This window comes from Streptosporangium oxazolinicum (genome assembly GCF_039537505.1).
In the GTDB taxonomy this organism is placed as follows: Bacteria; Actinomycetota; Actinomycetes; order Streptosporangiales; family Streptosporangiaceae; genus Streptosporangium; species Streptosporangium oxazolinicum.
The window spans coordinates 713807-728417 of record NZ_BAABAQ010000002.1; the positions used below are offsets into that span (position 1 = coordinate 713807).

General features: G+C 71.0%; 11 protein-coding genes. 6 read left to right on the forward strand and 5 right to left on the reverse strand.

Annotated elements, in window-relative coordinates; genetic code table 11:
- The first annotated feature begins 25 nt into the window (after positions 1–25).
- From ABD817_RS08185 to ABD817_RS08200, 4 genes are read left to right on the forward strand one after another with little or no spacing between them, the layout of a single operon-like run.
- A complete protein-coding gene (locus ABD817_RS08185; RefSeq protein ID WP_344916651.1) occupies positions 26–3097 on the forward strand; it encodes a lantibiotic dehydratase in 3072 nt (1023 codons plus the stop codon).
- A gap of 11 nt (positions 3098–3108) precedes the next feature.
- A complete protein-coding gene (locus ABD817_RS08190; protein ID WP_344916653.1) occupies positions 3109–4263 on the forward strand; it encodes a lanthionine synthetase C family protein in 1155 nt (384 codons plus the stop codon).
- Positions 4245–5210 carry a thiopeptide-type bacteriocin biosynthesis protein gene (locus ABD817_RS08195; protein WP_344916655.1) on the forward strand — a complete coding sequence of 322 codons (966 nt, stop codon included), beginning with the start codon at positions 4245–4247 and terminating at the stop codon, positions 5208–5210. Before ABD817_RS08190 ends, ABD817_RS08195 begins: the two co-directional genes overlap by 19 nt.
- Positions 5211–5212: 2 nt before the next feature.
- Positions 5213–6340, forward strand: coding sequence for a hypothetical protein (locus ABD817_RS08200; protein WP_344916657.1), 1128 nt, complete (start codon positions 5213–5215; stop codon positions 6338–6340).
- Between the two features lie 418 nt (positions 6341–6758).
- Here ABD817_RS08200 and ABD817_RS08205 read toward each other — a convergent pair whose 3' ends face one another.
- The 5 genes from ABD817_RS08205 to ABD817_RS08225 all read right to left on the reverse strand — a co-directional run bounded on the left by ABD817_RS08205 (position 6759) and on the right by ABD817_RS08225 (position 11860).
- Positions 6759–7136, reverse strand: a complete 378-nt coding sequence (locus ABD817_RS08205) for a DUF1330 domain-containing protein (RefSeq protein WP_344916658.1) — start codon at positions 7134–7136, stop codon at positions 6759–6761.
- A 95-nt stretch (positions 7137–7231) separates the two neighbouring features.
- Positions 7232–8104, reverse strand: coding sequence for an SDR family NAD(P)-dependent oxidoreductase (locus tag ABD817_RS08210; RefSeq protein ID WP_344916659.1), 873 nt, complete (start codon positions 8102–8104; stop codon positions 7232–7234).
- Positions 7999–9672: a dihydroxy-acid dehydratase gene (locus tag ABD817_RS08215; protein ID WP_344916661.1), complete on the reverse strand. Its 1674-nt coding sequence runs from the start codon at positions 9670–9672 to the stop codon at positions 7999–8001. Before ABD817_RS08215 ends, ABD817_RS08210 begins: the two co-directional genes overlap by 106 nt.
- Positions 9669–10274, reverse strand: a complete 606-nt coding sequence (leuD, locus tag ABD817_RS08220; RefSeq protein WP_344916663.1) for a 3-isopropylmalate dehydratase small subunit — start codon at positions 10272–10274, stop codon at positions 9669–9671. Before leuD ends, ABD817_RS08215 begins: the two co-directional genes overlap by 4 nt.
- Positions 10271–11860 carry a 2-isopropylmalate synthase gene (locus ABD817_RS08225; protein WP_344916665.1) on the reverse strand — a complete coding sequence of 530 codons (1590 nt, stop codon included), beginning with the start codon at positions 11858–11860 and terminating at the stop codon, positions 10271–10273. The genes leuD and ABD817_RS08225 overlap by 4 nt, the downstream gene beginning before the upstream one ends.
- Before the next feature lie 167 nt (positions 11861–12027).
- Here ABD817_RS08225 and leuC point away from each other — a divergent pair, with 167 nt between their 5' ends.
- Both leuC and leuB read left to right on the forward strand, forming a co-directional pair.
- The gene (gene leuC / locus ABD817_RS08230) at positions 12028–13428 is read left to right on the forward strand and encodes a 3-isopropylmalate dehydratase large subunit (protein ID WP_344916667.1); all 1401 of its coding nucleotides are present in this window, start codon (positions 12028–12030) and stop codon (positions 13426–13428) included.
- Positions 13425–14591, forward strand: coding sequence for a 3-isopropylmalate dehydrogenase (gene leuB, locus ABD817_RS08235; RefSeq protein ID WP_344916669.1), 1167 nt, complete (start codon positions 13425–13427; stop codon positions 14589–14591). Before leuC ends, leuB begins: the two co-directional genes overlap by 4 nt.
- The last annotated feature ends 20 nt before the right edge of the window (positions 14592–14611 follow it).

Genomic DNA, 14611 nt, shown 5'->3' on the forward strand with positions numbered 1-14611 from the left:
TTCATGACCGGCCGAAGGAGGCGGGATGACCGTACCCACGCGTTACCGACACACCGGCCTGGTGCTGGTGCGCGCCACGACAGACCCCGGCGACCTGGTGGTGCCGGCGCATCTGGACGCCAGCGACCCGGCCGCGGTCCAAGCCGAAGGCCGCACGTGGCTGGCGATGATCTGGTCCCGAGACGACGTACGCGAGGCACTGCAGGTGGCCAGCCCAACCCTGGCCACGCGCATCGACCAGTTCCTCACCCCCGGCACCAGACCGGCCCCCATCAAGGATCTGCGCCGCGCCATCATGAGCACAGCCTCCTACCTGCTGCGCTGGCAGCGGCGGCCCACACCGTTCGGGATGTTCGCTGGGGTCACCGCCGCCGCCATCGGGCCCGCGGCGGCGAAGATCGGCGCCGGGCACCGCGCGCTGGCCCATGTCGATGCCGAATGGCTGCAGATGCTGGTCGACCAGCTCGAATCGCATCCAGGGTTGCGCCCGCACCTGACGCTGGTGGCCGACAGCGGCGGAATCGTGCGCGATGGCAGCTTCATCGTGGCCGAGCGGGCGCGGGTGGGCGCCCGAACCCCTGGGCCGATGCGAGAGATCGTCATACCCCTCACCCGGCCCCTGCAGGCCGCGCTGAGCGCGGCCGCCTCGCCGATACGGTTCGACGCCCTGGCCGAGGCCCTGGCCGGTTCTTTCTCGACGGCTTCACCGGAGCAGATTCGCGGCCTGCTGCACAGCCTGGTCGACCAGCACATCCTGATCACGAGTCTGTGCCCGCCGCCGACGGCCGCCGACCCCCTGGCTCACGTGATCGGTGCGCTGCGCGCCGCCGGGGCCGAGGACCTGCCCGACACCGCGGCGGTGCTGGACCAGCTGGAGGCGCTCAGCGAACATCTGGCCCACCCCACCACCGCCAGCCCGCAGAGCGCGGGGATCCCGGCATCGGCCGCCGCGCAGATGACCAGGCTCACCCCTGGTATCGGGCCTGTGCTGGCTGTTGACGTAGCGCTGGACGGGCAGATCACCGTGCCCGAACGGGTGCTGGAGGAGGCCACCCGCGCCGCAAGTGTCCTGCTGCGCCTGACCACCGCCCCCTTCGGCACGGCGGCCTGGCTCGACTACCACGCCCGTTTCCGTACCCGCTACGGTCCCGGAACCCTGGTGCCGGTGCGAGAGCTGGTCGCCGACTCCGGGCTCGGCTACCCCGGCGGCTACCTCGGCGCGCCACGCGCCCGGCCCTCCTGGCGGATGCTGACCGAACGCGACGCCGTCCTGCTGGCGTTGATCCAGCAGGCCGCCCGGGACGGCACCGACATCGCACTGACCGGAGCCGACATCGAGGCGCTGACCGTGGGCGAGCACACCGACATCGTGCCGCCGCAGCGCATCGAGCTCGGCGTCACGGTGCACGCCGCCTCCACCGCGGCGATCGACGCCGGAACGTTCGAGCTGCAGATCACCGCCGCACCCCGCGCCTACACGAGCATGGCCGGACGATTCGCCCCTCTGCTCGGCGACACCGACCGGGCGCTCCTGGCCGCCTCCTATGCGGCCGGTGACCAGGACGCGGTAGCGATGCAGCTGTCCTTTCCGCCTCGTCGCGCACACACCGCGAACGTGGTGCGCGTCCCACGCCTCCTGCCCGACGTCGTGTCGTTGTCCGAGCACCCTGACGGGGCGGTGATCGGCGTCGACGACCTGGCGGTGACCGTCGACGCCGAGCAGATGTATCTGGTGCAGCGCTCCACCGGGCGGCGCGTGATCCCCCGGATCCCGCACGCGCTGGACGCCAGCGTCCATACTCCGCCGCTGGCGCGGTTCATCGCCGAGGTCGCCGACGCGCGCACCGCGATCTTCGGGCCGTTCGATCTCGGGGCTGCTGCCCGCACCCTGCCCTACGTTCCCCGTATCCGCTACCGGCGCACCGTGTTGTCGGCTGCCCGCTGGATCGTCACCTCCACCGGTGTCTCGGCCATCCCGGCCGGGACAGCGTGGGATGCGGCCGTGAGCGCCTGGCGGCAGCGGCGGCACATACCGGCGCGGGTGGTGCTGTGCGACGGTCAGATGCGCCTGCCGCTCGACCTCGAACAACGGCTGGACCGCGCCCTGCTCCGGGCGCGGCTGGAGCGATCCGGGCGGGTCGAAGTACAAGAGGACCGCCCGGACGGCCGAGGCTGGATCGCAGGACGGCCAGCAGAACTCCTGATCCCGATGACCGCGCTCAATCCGCCGCCGCGTCGGCTCCCCGTGACCGCGGCGCCGGGCGCTGTCCTTCGTCCCGGGGATTCCGCGGTGGTGCACGCGCAGATCGTGGGCAACCCCGCGCGGTTCGACGAGATCTTGGCCAGACACCTGCCCGCCTTCGCCGGTGAGCTCGGCGACCTGGTGGAGGACTGGTGGGTGCGCCGCTACCGCGACATGATCCGGCTCGACACCGACCAGCACCTGGCCGTGATCGTGCGGCTCACCTCCCCCCAGGAGTACGGGCCGGTCGCGGCTCGTCTGGCCGCCTTCGCCACCGGCCTGCAGGCGCGCGGTCTGCCCGCCCACCTCAGCCTGATTTCCCATCTGCAGCATCCCGCCCGCTACGGGCACGGCCCGGCCCTCACCGCGGCCGAACGGGTGTTCGCCGCGGACACGGCGGCGGCCATCGCCCAGATCAGGATGGTCGACGCCGCGGGGATTCCCGCCCAGGCCTTGGCCGCCGCGTCCATGGCGCATCTGAGCGCCGCGTTCTCCTGCGATCCGAGTTCTGGGTACCGGGCGCTGGTCGGCTGTCTGAAACAGCAGACCGGACCGGTGGAGTCGTCGGTGCGTGACCATGCCCTGCGCCTGGCCGACCCCACCGAAGACTTCCAGGCCGTGCGGGTTCTGCCCGGTGGCGACGCGGTGGCCGCCGCATGGCAGGTGCGGGGTGAGGCGCTGGCCGCCTACCACCATGCTTTGTCCTCCCAGCGTGATGCGGGCACTGTGCTGCGCACCCTGCTGCATGAACATCACATGCGCGCCCTCGGCGTAGACCCGGAATTTGAGAAGGCCACCGGTCGTCTGGCCCGCGCCGCCGCACTGCGCCGCCTGGCCTTGGCCGGTGCCCTGTGAGCTCCGGCCCGGTGACCCTCACCGCCGAGGAAGCGGCCCCCCAGGGACTTGCCGACGGGGCGGCCGGGGTCGCGCTCCTGCACATCGAGCGCGCCCTGACCGGTTCCGGCCAGTGGAGCGAGGCCCACACCCGCGTCCGGCAGGTCGCGGCCGGCCCGGTCGACGCGGGAGCGCACACCGGCCTGTACTACGGGGCGCCGGCCGTCGCCTTCGTGCTGCACGCCGCCGCCACGGGCGGCCACCCCGCCTACCGGGCGGCGGCCGACACCCTCGACGAGCACGTGCTGCGCGTGACCCGTCGGCGCCTGGCCGAGGCCGCCGACCGCATGGAGCACGGGCGGGCAGCGGCGTTCGACGAATACGACCTGTTTCGAGGGCTGGCCGGGATCGGCGCGCTACTGCTGCGCCGGGCTCCGGGCAGCGACACCCTCGGCGACGTGCTGCGCTACATCGTCCGACTTGTGCAACCGCGCCACGAGGACGGGCGTGAGCTGCCGGGCTGGTGGGCGGGCCACGACCCGGACCCGATCCGGCCGACCCCTGGCGGGCACGGCAACCTGGGAATGGCGCACGGCGCGGCCGGGCTGCTTGCCCTGCTCGCGCTCGCCACCTCCCACGGGTGCGCCGTCGAGGGGCAGAAAGAAGCGATCGAGCGCCTGCTCTCCTGGTTTGACGGATGGCAGCAGGACTCAGCGGACGGGCCGTGGTGGCCCGAATGGGTCACCCGGGAAGATCTACGGACCGGACGCCCCACCCAGGAGATTCCCGGGCGGCCGTCCTGGTGCTACGGCGCGTTAGGGATCGGCCGCGCCCAGCAGCTCGCGGCCATCGCCACCGGCGGCTCCACTCGGCGCGCGGCCGCGGAGAAGACCATCGTCGCGGCGTTGTCGGCCCGGCAACTGCACCGCATCACCGACGCGGGACTGTGCCACGGCATGGCCGGGGTGTATCAGACCGCTTATCGGGCCGCCGCCGACACGGCGGACCCCGCGATCAGCCAACGTCTGCCTGCGGTGGCCACCGCACTCACCCGGCACGCCGCCGCCGCTACAGGCGGGCAGGCCGGGCTGCTGACCGGAGACGCCGGGGTCGATCTGGCGTTGGAAACCACGCGGTGCACCACGCCGCCCCGCTCGGGATGGGACGCATGCCTGCTGATCACCTGACCACGACCCCGCCGTACCACCTCGCGGCCGCCGTGCTCGCGATCCTCGCGGGCGCAGACCTTGACGCCACTGGGGCGACCAGCGGCGTGGACCCCGACGACCTCGACGACGCTCTGCAGGTCTACCGGGCCGCGGGGCTCGCCGCACTGGAGCGGCGAGCCGAGCGGGGGTGGTACCAGCTGCGCGTCCAGTTCCCCGACTGGAGTGCCGCCGAGACCATCGGCGCCACGCATCTCGGGCCGCGCCTGGACGAGCTCCAGGCCGGCGGAGCCACCACCGGGTGGTGGTTCTTGCGCAAATACCCCTGCTGGAGGCTGCGGCTACGCGACGCCGACAGCGCGGCAGTGGACCAGATGCTCGACGAGCTGCTCATGGCCGGGCTGCTCACCCGCTGGTGGCCGACCGTGTACGAGCCGGAGATCGCGGCCTTCGGCGGGCCGACCGGGATGGACGTGGTCCACGACCTGTTCGGCGCTGACAGCCGCGGCGTGCTGGACTACGCCCGCCAGAGCGCACCGAGCCTCGGCCGCCGAGAACTGTCCGTCCTGTTGATCAATGCCCTGTGCCGCGAGGCAGGGCTGGACTGGTTCGAGCTCGGCGACGTTTTCGACCGGGTGGCCCGGCTACGCCCCGCACCCGATGCCGACGACGTACGCGTCGAGCAGCTGGCCGACAGCCTGCGCACCCTGCTGGCCCTACCCGCACCAGCCGCCAATGCCCTGTTCGAGGTCGGCGGGCCGGTCGCGTTCGCCGCACCCTGGCTCGCCGCGCACCAGATCGCCGGCCGTCGACTCGGTGAAGCGGCGAGCCAGGGCCGCCTTCACCGCGGGGTACGCGCCGCCCTCACCCACGTGGTGGTCTTCCACTGGAACCGGCTCGACCTGCCGGCCACCACTCAAGGCATCCTCGCCCACGCGGCACGCACCGCCACCCTGCCCCGGAGTTGATCATGGATATCGCGACGCTGAACGCCGCCGCGCGCCGCTTCCCGCTCCTGGGCCGCCCCCGGCCCGCCTGCCCATCACTTCCCGAACGGGTCAAGGAGATCATCGAGATCGCGGCCGCGGCCGGACAACAAGGCGCGGACGGCATGGTCGAAGGGGCGCACGCCCTGAACAAAGCCGCACTGCTGGCCAGCGACTGCGGCCGGGCAGACCTGGCTCGCGACCTGTGCTGGCAGCACATCAACCTCTACCGCGCGGCAGGGCTCCGGCTCACCGTGCGGCAGGCCAGGTACATGCTCGAACCCGTCACGAACCTCGCCCGGCTCCAGATCCGCGCCGACAGTGGCGCTCAGGCCCTGCGACTGCTGGAGGCGATGTACCAGGCCGTCACCGCGAACACTGATCTGGTCGTCGAGGGACACACGCTGCCGTCGGCCGACCCGATCGGCACCCGGCAGGAGCACCACAAGCTCCGCGAGTGGGTCTGGCTGCAATACCTGGGGGACGGGATCCGTGCCCTGGCTCTCGCCGGCCGCTGGGACAAGGCGGTCACACTCGCCGAAGCACACCAGGGAATCGGCGTGCACCTCATGGAGGGCAGGCAGGCTGCGATCGTCGCCCGCCTCCTGCGCGGCGATCCGCGGGTGGCGCGCGCGCTGTTGGAGGAGAGCACACCGGTGCACCCGTGGGAGCAGCAGGTCGCCTCCTGCTTGCGGGTGATGTGCGCGGCCCCGAATTCGGCCGGCCGGGACATCACCGCGATGGTCGGGCACTTCCTCGGGTCCGAGCCGACACCGGGGTATGCGGACTTCCGTGCCCGGCTTGGACTGACCGTGGTCACCCTGGCCACCACGGCCGACCCGGATGCGGCCGGTCGCATCCTCGTCCATGTGGCCACGGAAGTGATTGAAGCCGGTGACGGGTACGCCGCGAGAGAAGTGCTCAAGCACACCAGGGGCAAGGACGGGATACGACTGTCCGATGCCCAGGATCGGGCGCTGTCCGCGGTCGTGCAGTCCTCGGGGCTCGGGCGCGGCGCGATACCCACACACCTGATGTCCGACCTCCTGGCAGCGGTGACCACCAGCCAGGCCGCCGCTTTCCAAGCTCTGGCAGATCCCGTCCCACGATGAATCGGCGCTTCCACGGTGAGCCGATCGCGGGGATCCTCCAGGTGGGCCACGCCTGCCTACACACACCTGATGCTGGGCAGCGACGGCCCGGCTCGAAAGGCGATCGGCACGGCGCTCCACCGGGAGGAGCCGGAACAGAGCCGGAACAGCACTATCAACGATCAAGGAATCGCCAGGTTGGAAAGCTACCTATGTCACACCTACGACGTCTGAGCCATCAAGCTTCTGACCTGGGAAAAACACTGACAGTTAACCCGGCAGGGCACATCCAGGGCACTCAGGCGTCCCGTGAAAGGCCGTCGATCGTCTCTCCGTCGAGGGCACGCTCGACGGCCTTTCGCATGCGCTCCTCCCCCGACGGCATACCGGTCCGTGAGTCACGCGGACCGCCGCGTTCGCGTCACCCGGCGGCCATCACTCAAGCGTCGGGGATCTCCCAGGGGATCGTCGCCTGCAGGACCGCCTCGCTCAGCGCGTCGGTGCGCAGGGAGGTGATCTCCTGGTATTCGGAGTCGGCGACCATACGGCTGAAGGCCTCGGCGCTGGGATAGCGCACCAGCAGGACGGCGTCCCATGCCTGTCCGTCCTCTGCGACGAGTGCGGTCGATCCCTGCCCGACGTACAGGACCTCCGCGCCGTAGCGACGGAGGAAACGATCCCGCAGCCGCTGCGTGTACCGCGCGTAGGAGGGACGGCCGCCGGGGGCGAACCGGAGCAGGTTGAGCATGACCACCGGACCGCCCTGGTCTTCGGCGAGCAGGCGTTTGAGGTCGGCTCCCCGGGGATCCACCGCCATGATCTACTCCTCGTGTTCGACTCCTTGTGGAACCATCGATATCACGGCCGCCGGAACGTGGGCGATGAGGTGTCCAGACCTGGTCCCTTACTCGTTCACTGCGCCAGATAGCCGCCGTCGACGGGGAGGATGGCTCCCGTGATGAACGACGCGGCGTCGGAGGCGAGGAAACAGATGGCTTCGGCCACCTCGCACGGCTCGCCGATACGGCCCATCGGATGCAGCCGCTCGATCTCGGCCAGATATTCGGCTCCACCCGGCTCGTCGGGCAGGCGACGCACACGTTCCGTCCCGATCGTGCCCGGCGCGACGGCGTTGACCCGGATGCCGGACCCCGCCCACTCGACGGCGAGGTGCCGGGTCAGACCGGAGGCGACGAACTTGGCGGGCCCGTACGTGGCCTGACCCCGCTGCCCCGCCATCCCGGAGATGGACGACAGGCAGACGATCGACCCGTGTCCGGCCGGGAGCATGGCCTCGATGGCGTACTTACAGGTGAGGAACATGCCGCGGCCGTCGACGGCCATCACGTGATCCCAGTCCTCGGCGGTCGCCTGGGTGATGTCGAGCAGCGGGATCACGCCGGCGTTCGCCACCAGCACGTCGATCCGTCCATAGAGGTCGACGGCCGCATCGATCATGCGGCACGCGTCGTTCGGGATCGAGACGTCACCCACGACGGCGCCGACCTCCACTCCGGCGGTGTCGTCGAGGAGCCGGGCACGGCACCTGTCCAGCGCGGCGGCGTCCACGTCGGTGATCACGAGCCGGGCGCCCTCGCGGGCGAACAGCTCCGCGGTGGCCCGGCCGATTCCGCTGGCCGCCCCTGTGATCACGCATGACCTGCCCGCGAGCCTCCCGTTCACAGCGCACCCGTCCAGGTGACGGCACCGTGTTCGGCGGAGCCGACCAGCGCGCGGTATTTCGCCATGACGCCGGTGGGGTAGAGGGGCGACGGGGGGGTCCACTCTGCCAGCCGGGCCTGGATCCGCTCGGTGGTGAGCTCGACCCGCACCTGACGTCCGGGCAGGTCGACCGTGACGATGTCGCCGTCCCGCAGGGCCGCAATCGGGCCTCCGTCCGCGGCCTCCGGGCTCACATGCCCCACCATCAGGCCGCGCGTCGCGCCGGAGAACCGGCCGTCGGTGAGCAGGACCACCTCCTCCAGCAGCCCCCGGCCGACCAGGGCCGCCGTCACTCCCAGCATCTCCCGCATACCCGGCCCACCCCTCGGCCCCTCGTTACGGATGACGACCACCTCTCCCGGCACGATCTGTCCGGCCTGTACCGCGGCCATGGCGGCCTCCTCCCTCTCGAAAACACGGACGGGGCCGGTGTGGACGGGGCGGCCCCGGGCGGGAACCTTTACCACGCAGCCCCCCGGCGCGAGGTTGCCCCTGAGAACCATCAGCGTCCCGGCCGGTCCCGTCGCGTTCTTCACATCGGTGACGACCCGCTGGCCCTCGGTCTCGACCGCTCCGTCGGACTCCTCCCACAGCGTCCGCCCGGTGACGGTCAGCGCCTCCCCGTCGACCAGACCCGCCTCGACCAGCCGCCGCGCAACGAGCGGGGTGCCGCCCGCCCGGTCGAGGTCGACGGCGGTGCACGTACCGTGCGGTTTGAGATTGGTGATCACGGGCGTTCTCGCGCTGATCGCGTCGAAGTCGGCGAGGTCCAGCGGCACGTCCAGTTCGTGGGCGATGGCGAGCAGATGGAGGATCAGATTCGTGGAGCCCGCGGTGGCGGCCCCAACGGTGATCGCGTTCTCGAAGGCGGTCCTGGTGGCGATGCGACGCGGGGTCAGGTCGTGTTCCAGGGCCGCCAGGGCCAGCCGTCCGGCCTCGGCCCCGACCTCCCGTCTCCGCGGGTCGAGGGCGGGCACGCTGCCCGAGCCCAACGGCGACAACCCGAGGAACTCCATGGCCATGGCCATCGTGTTGGCGGTGTACTGGCCGCCGCAGGCACCCGCCCCCGGGCACGCGACCGCCTCCAGCCGCCGCAGCGCCTCATCGCTCATGGCTCCCGCGGCGTTCGCGCCGACGGCCTCGAAGACGTCGGCGACCGTCACCGCCGCGCCTTCGAACCGGCCCGGCATGGTCGGGCCGGAGTAGAGGACGACGCCCGGGATGTCCAGACGGGCGTGCGCCATCGCAGCGGCCGGGATGGTCTTGTCGCAGCCGACTATCGTCACCAGGGCGTCGAACATGTGACCTCGGGCGACCAGCTCGATCGAGTCGGCGATCACCTCGCGGCTCACGAGGGATGTCCGCATGCCCTCGCTGCCCATGGTCACGACATCCGAGACGGCGATCGTGTTGACCTCCATCGGGGTACCGCCCGCCTCACGCACGCCGCCCATGACGTCCTGGGCGAGTGTGCGGTGGGTGAAGTTACAGGGCATCGTCCCGATCCAGGAGTGCACGACGCCGACGATGGGCCGTGCCAGGTCCTCGGCGGTCAGCCCGATCGCACGCAGCGCGGCACGGGCCGGCGCGCGATCGCGTCCGGCGTACAGGGCCTGGCTGCGCAGCCTCACCGTGCCACCACCCGAGGCAGCCAGCCCGGCCGTCTCGCCTCGTAGGCGTCGATGGCGGCGGCGCTGCGCGACGTGACCTCGATGTCGTCGAACCCGCTGATCAGTTGCTGCCGGCTGAACTCGTCGATCTCGAACGGTTCCGTCAGGCCACCGCACCGCAGCACACGGTCGGCCAGGTCGACGGTGATCTCGGTGGCGGGGTCCGCCTCCACCGTCTCCCAGAGCCGCTCGACGAACGCCTCCCCCACCTTGGCCGTGATGACGCCGTTCCGGGTGGCGTTGGCGCGGAAGATATCCCCGAAGCTCGGCGCGACCAGTGCCGCGAACCCGTAGTCGCGTAGCGCCCACACGGCATGCTCCCGTGACGACCCGATGCCGAAGTCCGCCCCCGCGACCAGCACGCTCGCGCCGGTGTACACCGCCTGACCGAGCACGAACCCGGGTTCCCGCCGCCAGCGGTGGAACAACGTGTCCTCGTAGCCCGTCCGGCCGAGCCGCTTGCAGAACTCGGCGGGGATGATCTGGTCGGTGTCGACGTCCCGGCGGCGCAGCGGCACCGCCCTGCCCGTGTGCGCGGAGATCCCGGGGTTGGCGGTGCTCATCGGACGCCCCTCGAGGCCAGGCGCCTCACGGCGGAGCGCAGGGCACGGCCGGTGCTCTCCTCCCGGGACGCGCCGACGCCGACCCCCCAGCGCACCGCCGTACCGGCCGCCGCCTCCACGTAGGCCACCCACCGGCCGGGGTCCGCCTCACCGCCGCCGCCGGCCTCGCCCAGCGGCTGGAGGTGCAGGCCGCGTAGCGCGCCTTCGATCCCGTACGGCCGCAGCAGCTCGGCCAGCGCGGTCTCCGCGCCGCCGGACTGGTCGGCGGGCTCGTGGTCGGCGTCGTGCAGGTACTCCCCCTCGAACCAGCGGAGCATTGTCTCCGGAGTGACCTCCCCGCCGTTCTCGGCAACCGCCTGGACGATTCCGGCGAACTCGATCTGCAGTCGCCTCGGCAGGTCGAAGCCGTATTCGGTGCGCATCAGATACGCGATGCCCCCCTTCCCCGACTGCTGGTTGATACGGATCAGCGCCTGGTAGCCCCGGCCCACGTCGTGCGGGTCGACCGGGAGGTAGGGCACGTCCCACACGGTCGCGCCGTCGTCGGCCATCGCGCGCAGCCCCTTGCTGATGGCGTCCTGGTGCGAGCCGGCGAACGAGGTGTAGACGAAGTCACCGACCCACGGGTGCCGGGGGGAGACGGGAAGCCGGTTGCAGTACTCGACGACCCGGCGGACCTCGTCGATGTCGGAGAGGTCGAGCTGGGGGTCGATCCCCTGGGAGAACAGGTTCATCGCCAGGGTGACGAGGCAGACGTTCCCGGCACGCTCACCGTTGCCGAAGAGGGTGCCCTCGATCCGGTCCGCCCCGGCGAGCAGCGCGAGCTCGGTGGTGACCACACCCGCCCCCCGGTCGTTGTGGGTGTGCAGGGAGAGGATGATCGATTCCCGGTAGGCCAGGTTACGGCTCATCCACTCGATCCGGTCGGCGAACTCGTTGGCCGGATAGCACTCGACCGTGGACGGCAGGACGATCCGCACCTGTTCCCTCGGCTCGGGCCGCCACAGTTCCAGGACCGCGTTGCAAACCTCCAGCGCGAACTCGGGCTCGGTCTGAGTGAACGACTCCGTACCGTACTGGAGGTAGATCTCCGTGCCCGGCAACGAGTCGCGCAGTTTGAGCGCGGTCTCGGCCCCACGCAGCGCGACGGCCTTGACCTCGTCGCGGGTCATCCCGAAGACGACGCGCCGCTGGGTCGTCGAGGTGGGGTTGAAGACCTGCAGCACCACCCGGGGCGCGCCGACGATCGACCGCACCGTCTCCTCGATCATCCCGTCCTTGATCGGGCTCATCACCTGGATCGTGAGGTCGTCGGGGATCGCGTCCTGTTCGATCACCGCCCGGGTGAAGTCCCAGTCGGCGCGGCTGGCCAGGGGGAACCCCACCTCGATCTCCTTGAACCCGAGCCGGACCAGGAGGTTGTACATCGCCCAGCGGCGATCCTGATCCATCGGGTCGATGAGTGCCTGGTTCCCATCTCGCAGATCGACGCTGCACCACAGCGGTGCTCGCTCGGCGACCCGGTCCGGCCAGGTCCGGTCCGGCAGAGTGAACGGCTGGTAATGCCGGTACTTGTGGATCGGCATGCCACTCGGTCGCTGACTGTGCGGGATGTATGTCACCGTTTGAGTGTCATCACAGGGACTTCGGGCCCGCATCCCACGATGGTCACATCCCTCTGGCGCCTTGGTGGTAGGCGACAATGGGACATCAGCCAACTGCGGTGCCGAAACCGCGAACGTAGTCTGACGGCATGGGTCAGACACTCGCTGAGAAGATATGGCAGTCGCACGTGGTCGACCAGGTCACAGGATTGCCTGACCTGATTTACATCGACCTTCACCTGATGCACGAGATGACCAGCCCTCAGGCGTTCGACGGACTGCGGGCGGCCGGACGCCGGGTGCGCAGACCGGACTTGACGGTCGCGACACAGGACCACAACGTCCCCACCGGCCTCGCCGACCGGCTGACCGTCACTGACCCGGTCTCCCGCGCCCAGCTGCGCGCCCTGCGCGACAACACCGCCGAGTTCGGCATCGAGATGTACGGTCTGGGCCACGACGACCAAGGAATCGTCCACGTCATCGGTCCGCAGCTCGGGCTCAGCCAGCCCGGCATGACGATCGTGTGCGGCGACAGCCACTCCAGCACGCACGGCGCCCTCGGGGCACTGGCGTTCGGCATCGGCACCAGCGAGGTCGAGCACGTGCTGGCCACCCAGACACTGCGGCTGCCCGCGTTCCGGACGATGGCGGTGAACGTCACGGGCTCTCTACCGGCGGGGGTGACCGCCAAGGACCTGATACTGGCGGTCATCGCTCAGATCGGCACGGGCGGAGGTCAGGGACACGTGATCGAGTACCGCGGCGAAGCGGTACGGGCGCTGTCGATGGCCGGGCGGATGACGATCTGCAACATGTCGATCGAGGCCGGGGCACGCGCCGGTCTCGTCGCTCCCGACGAGACCACCTTCGCCTACCTTCGCGACAGGCCGTTCGCGCCGCGCGGCGACGCGTGGGAGGAGGCCACAGCCCACTGGTGGTCACTCCGCACCGACGACGACGCCTCCTTCGACCGGGAGGTCGACATCGACGTGACGGCACTGCGCCCGTACATCACCTGGGGCACGAACCCTGCCCAGGGCGGGCAGCTCGACGGCGCGGTGCCCGACCCCGCCTCCTTCCGCGATCCGGGTGAGCGGGCCGCGGCCGAGTCGGCACTGGTCTACATGGGGCTGACGCCCGGGACCCCGTTCCGGAGCATCCCGATCGACGTCGTGTTCGTCGGCTCCTGCACCAACGGCCGGATCGAGGATCTGCGCGCGGTGGCCGATGTGCTGCGCGGTCGGCCGATCAAGGCCGGGGTCCGGATGCTGATTGTTCCCGGGTCCACGGCCGTGCGCCACCAGGCCGAGGCCGAGGGCTTGGACAAGGTGTTCACCGCCGCCGGAGCCGAGTGGCGCGCGGCCGGTTGCTCCATGTGCATCGGGGTGAACCCCGACCGGCTCGGCCCCATGCAACGCTCGGCGTCCACCTCGAACCGGAACTTCGAGGGCAGGCAGGGGGCGGGCGCCCGTACGCATCTGGTCTCTCCCCCGGTCGCCGCCGCCAGTGCGATCCTCGGCCGCCTCGGCTCTCCGGAGGAGCTGTGAGGAGGGCCGGTGTCCCCAGGATCGTGCTGCTGCCCGGCGACGGCATAGGCCCCGAGGTAATGGCCGCCGCCACCGAGGTGCTCGCCGCCGTTGGCACGTTCGACCTGGCCGAGCACCCGATCGGGGCCGACGCGATCCGCGCGTACGGCGTCCCCCTGGCGGACCGGACCCTCGCCGCCTGCGCGGAGGCCGACGCGGTCCTCCTCGGTGCCGTGGGAGCCGGTGCCGTGGGAGCCGGTGCCGTGGGAGCCGGTGCCGGGGCGGCCGGGAGCGCGGGCGCCGGGGCGCCGCACGACGCCCCCAGACCCGAGCAGGGGGTACTCGACCTGCGTTCCGGGCTCGGGGTGTACGCGAACCTGCGGCCGGTACGCACGATGCCGGGAATCACCCACCTGAGCGCGCTGCGAACCGACCGGGCAGCGGACGTGGACCTGGTCGTGGTGCGCGAGCTGACCGGCGGCATATATTACGGGCCCCGAGGGGACGTGCGCGACATGCCCGGCGAGGGGGTACCCCGGCCCGCCGGAGACGGTCCGGCGCGGCGTGCCGTCTTCGACACGTGCGTCTACTCGGCGGATGAGATCGAGCGGGTGGCGAGGACGGCGTTCGAGCTCGCCAGGGAGCGTGCCAGGCCGGGGCGTCCGCCGAGGGTGACGTCGGTGGACAAGGCCAACGTGCTGACGACGTCGCGGCTGTGGCGGGAGGTGGTGCAAGAGGTCGCCGACCGCGACTTCGGTGACGTCGTCCTCGATCACCTGCTCGTGGACACCGCGGCGATGCTGCTCGTCACCGACCCCGGGCGGTTCGACGTGATCCTCACCGAGAACATGTTCGGCGACATCCTCAGCGACGAGACGGCCGCGATCATCGGGTCGCTGGGGTGCCTGGCCAGCGCGTCCCTGACAGGTCTCGGCGCGGGAGGCGGCCTGTTCGAGCCGGTGCACGGCTCCGCGCCCGACATCGCCGGCAAGGGTGTCGCCAATCCGGTTGGCATGATCCTCTCCGTCGCGCTCATGCTCCGGTTCGGCCTGCGGATGGCCGAGGTCGCGAACGCCGTCGAGGCGGCCGTCCAGAACGCCCTCGCGGCCGGAACGCGCACACCCGACCTCGGCGGTGACGCGACGACCACACAAATGACAAACGCGATTGTCAAGTCACTGTGAAAGACTGACACACGACGCCC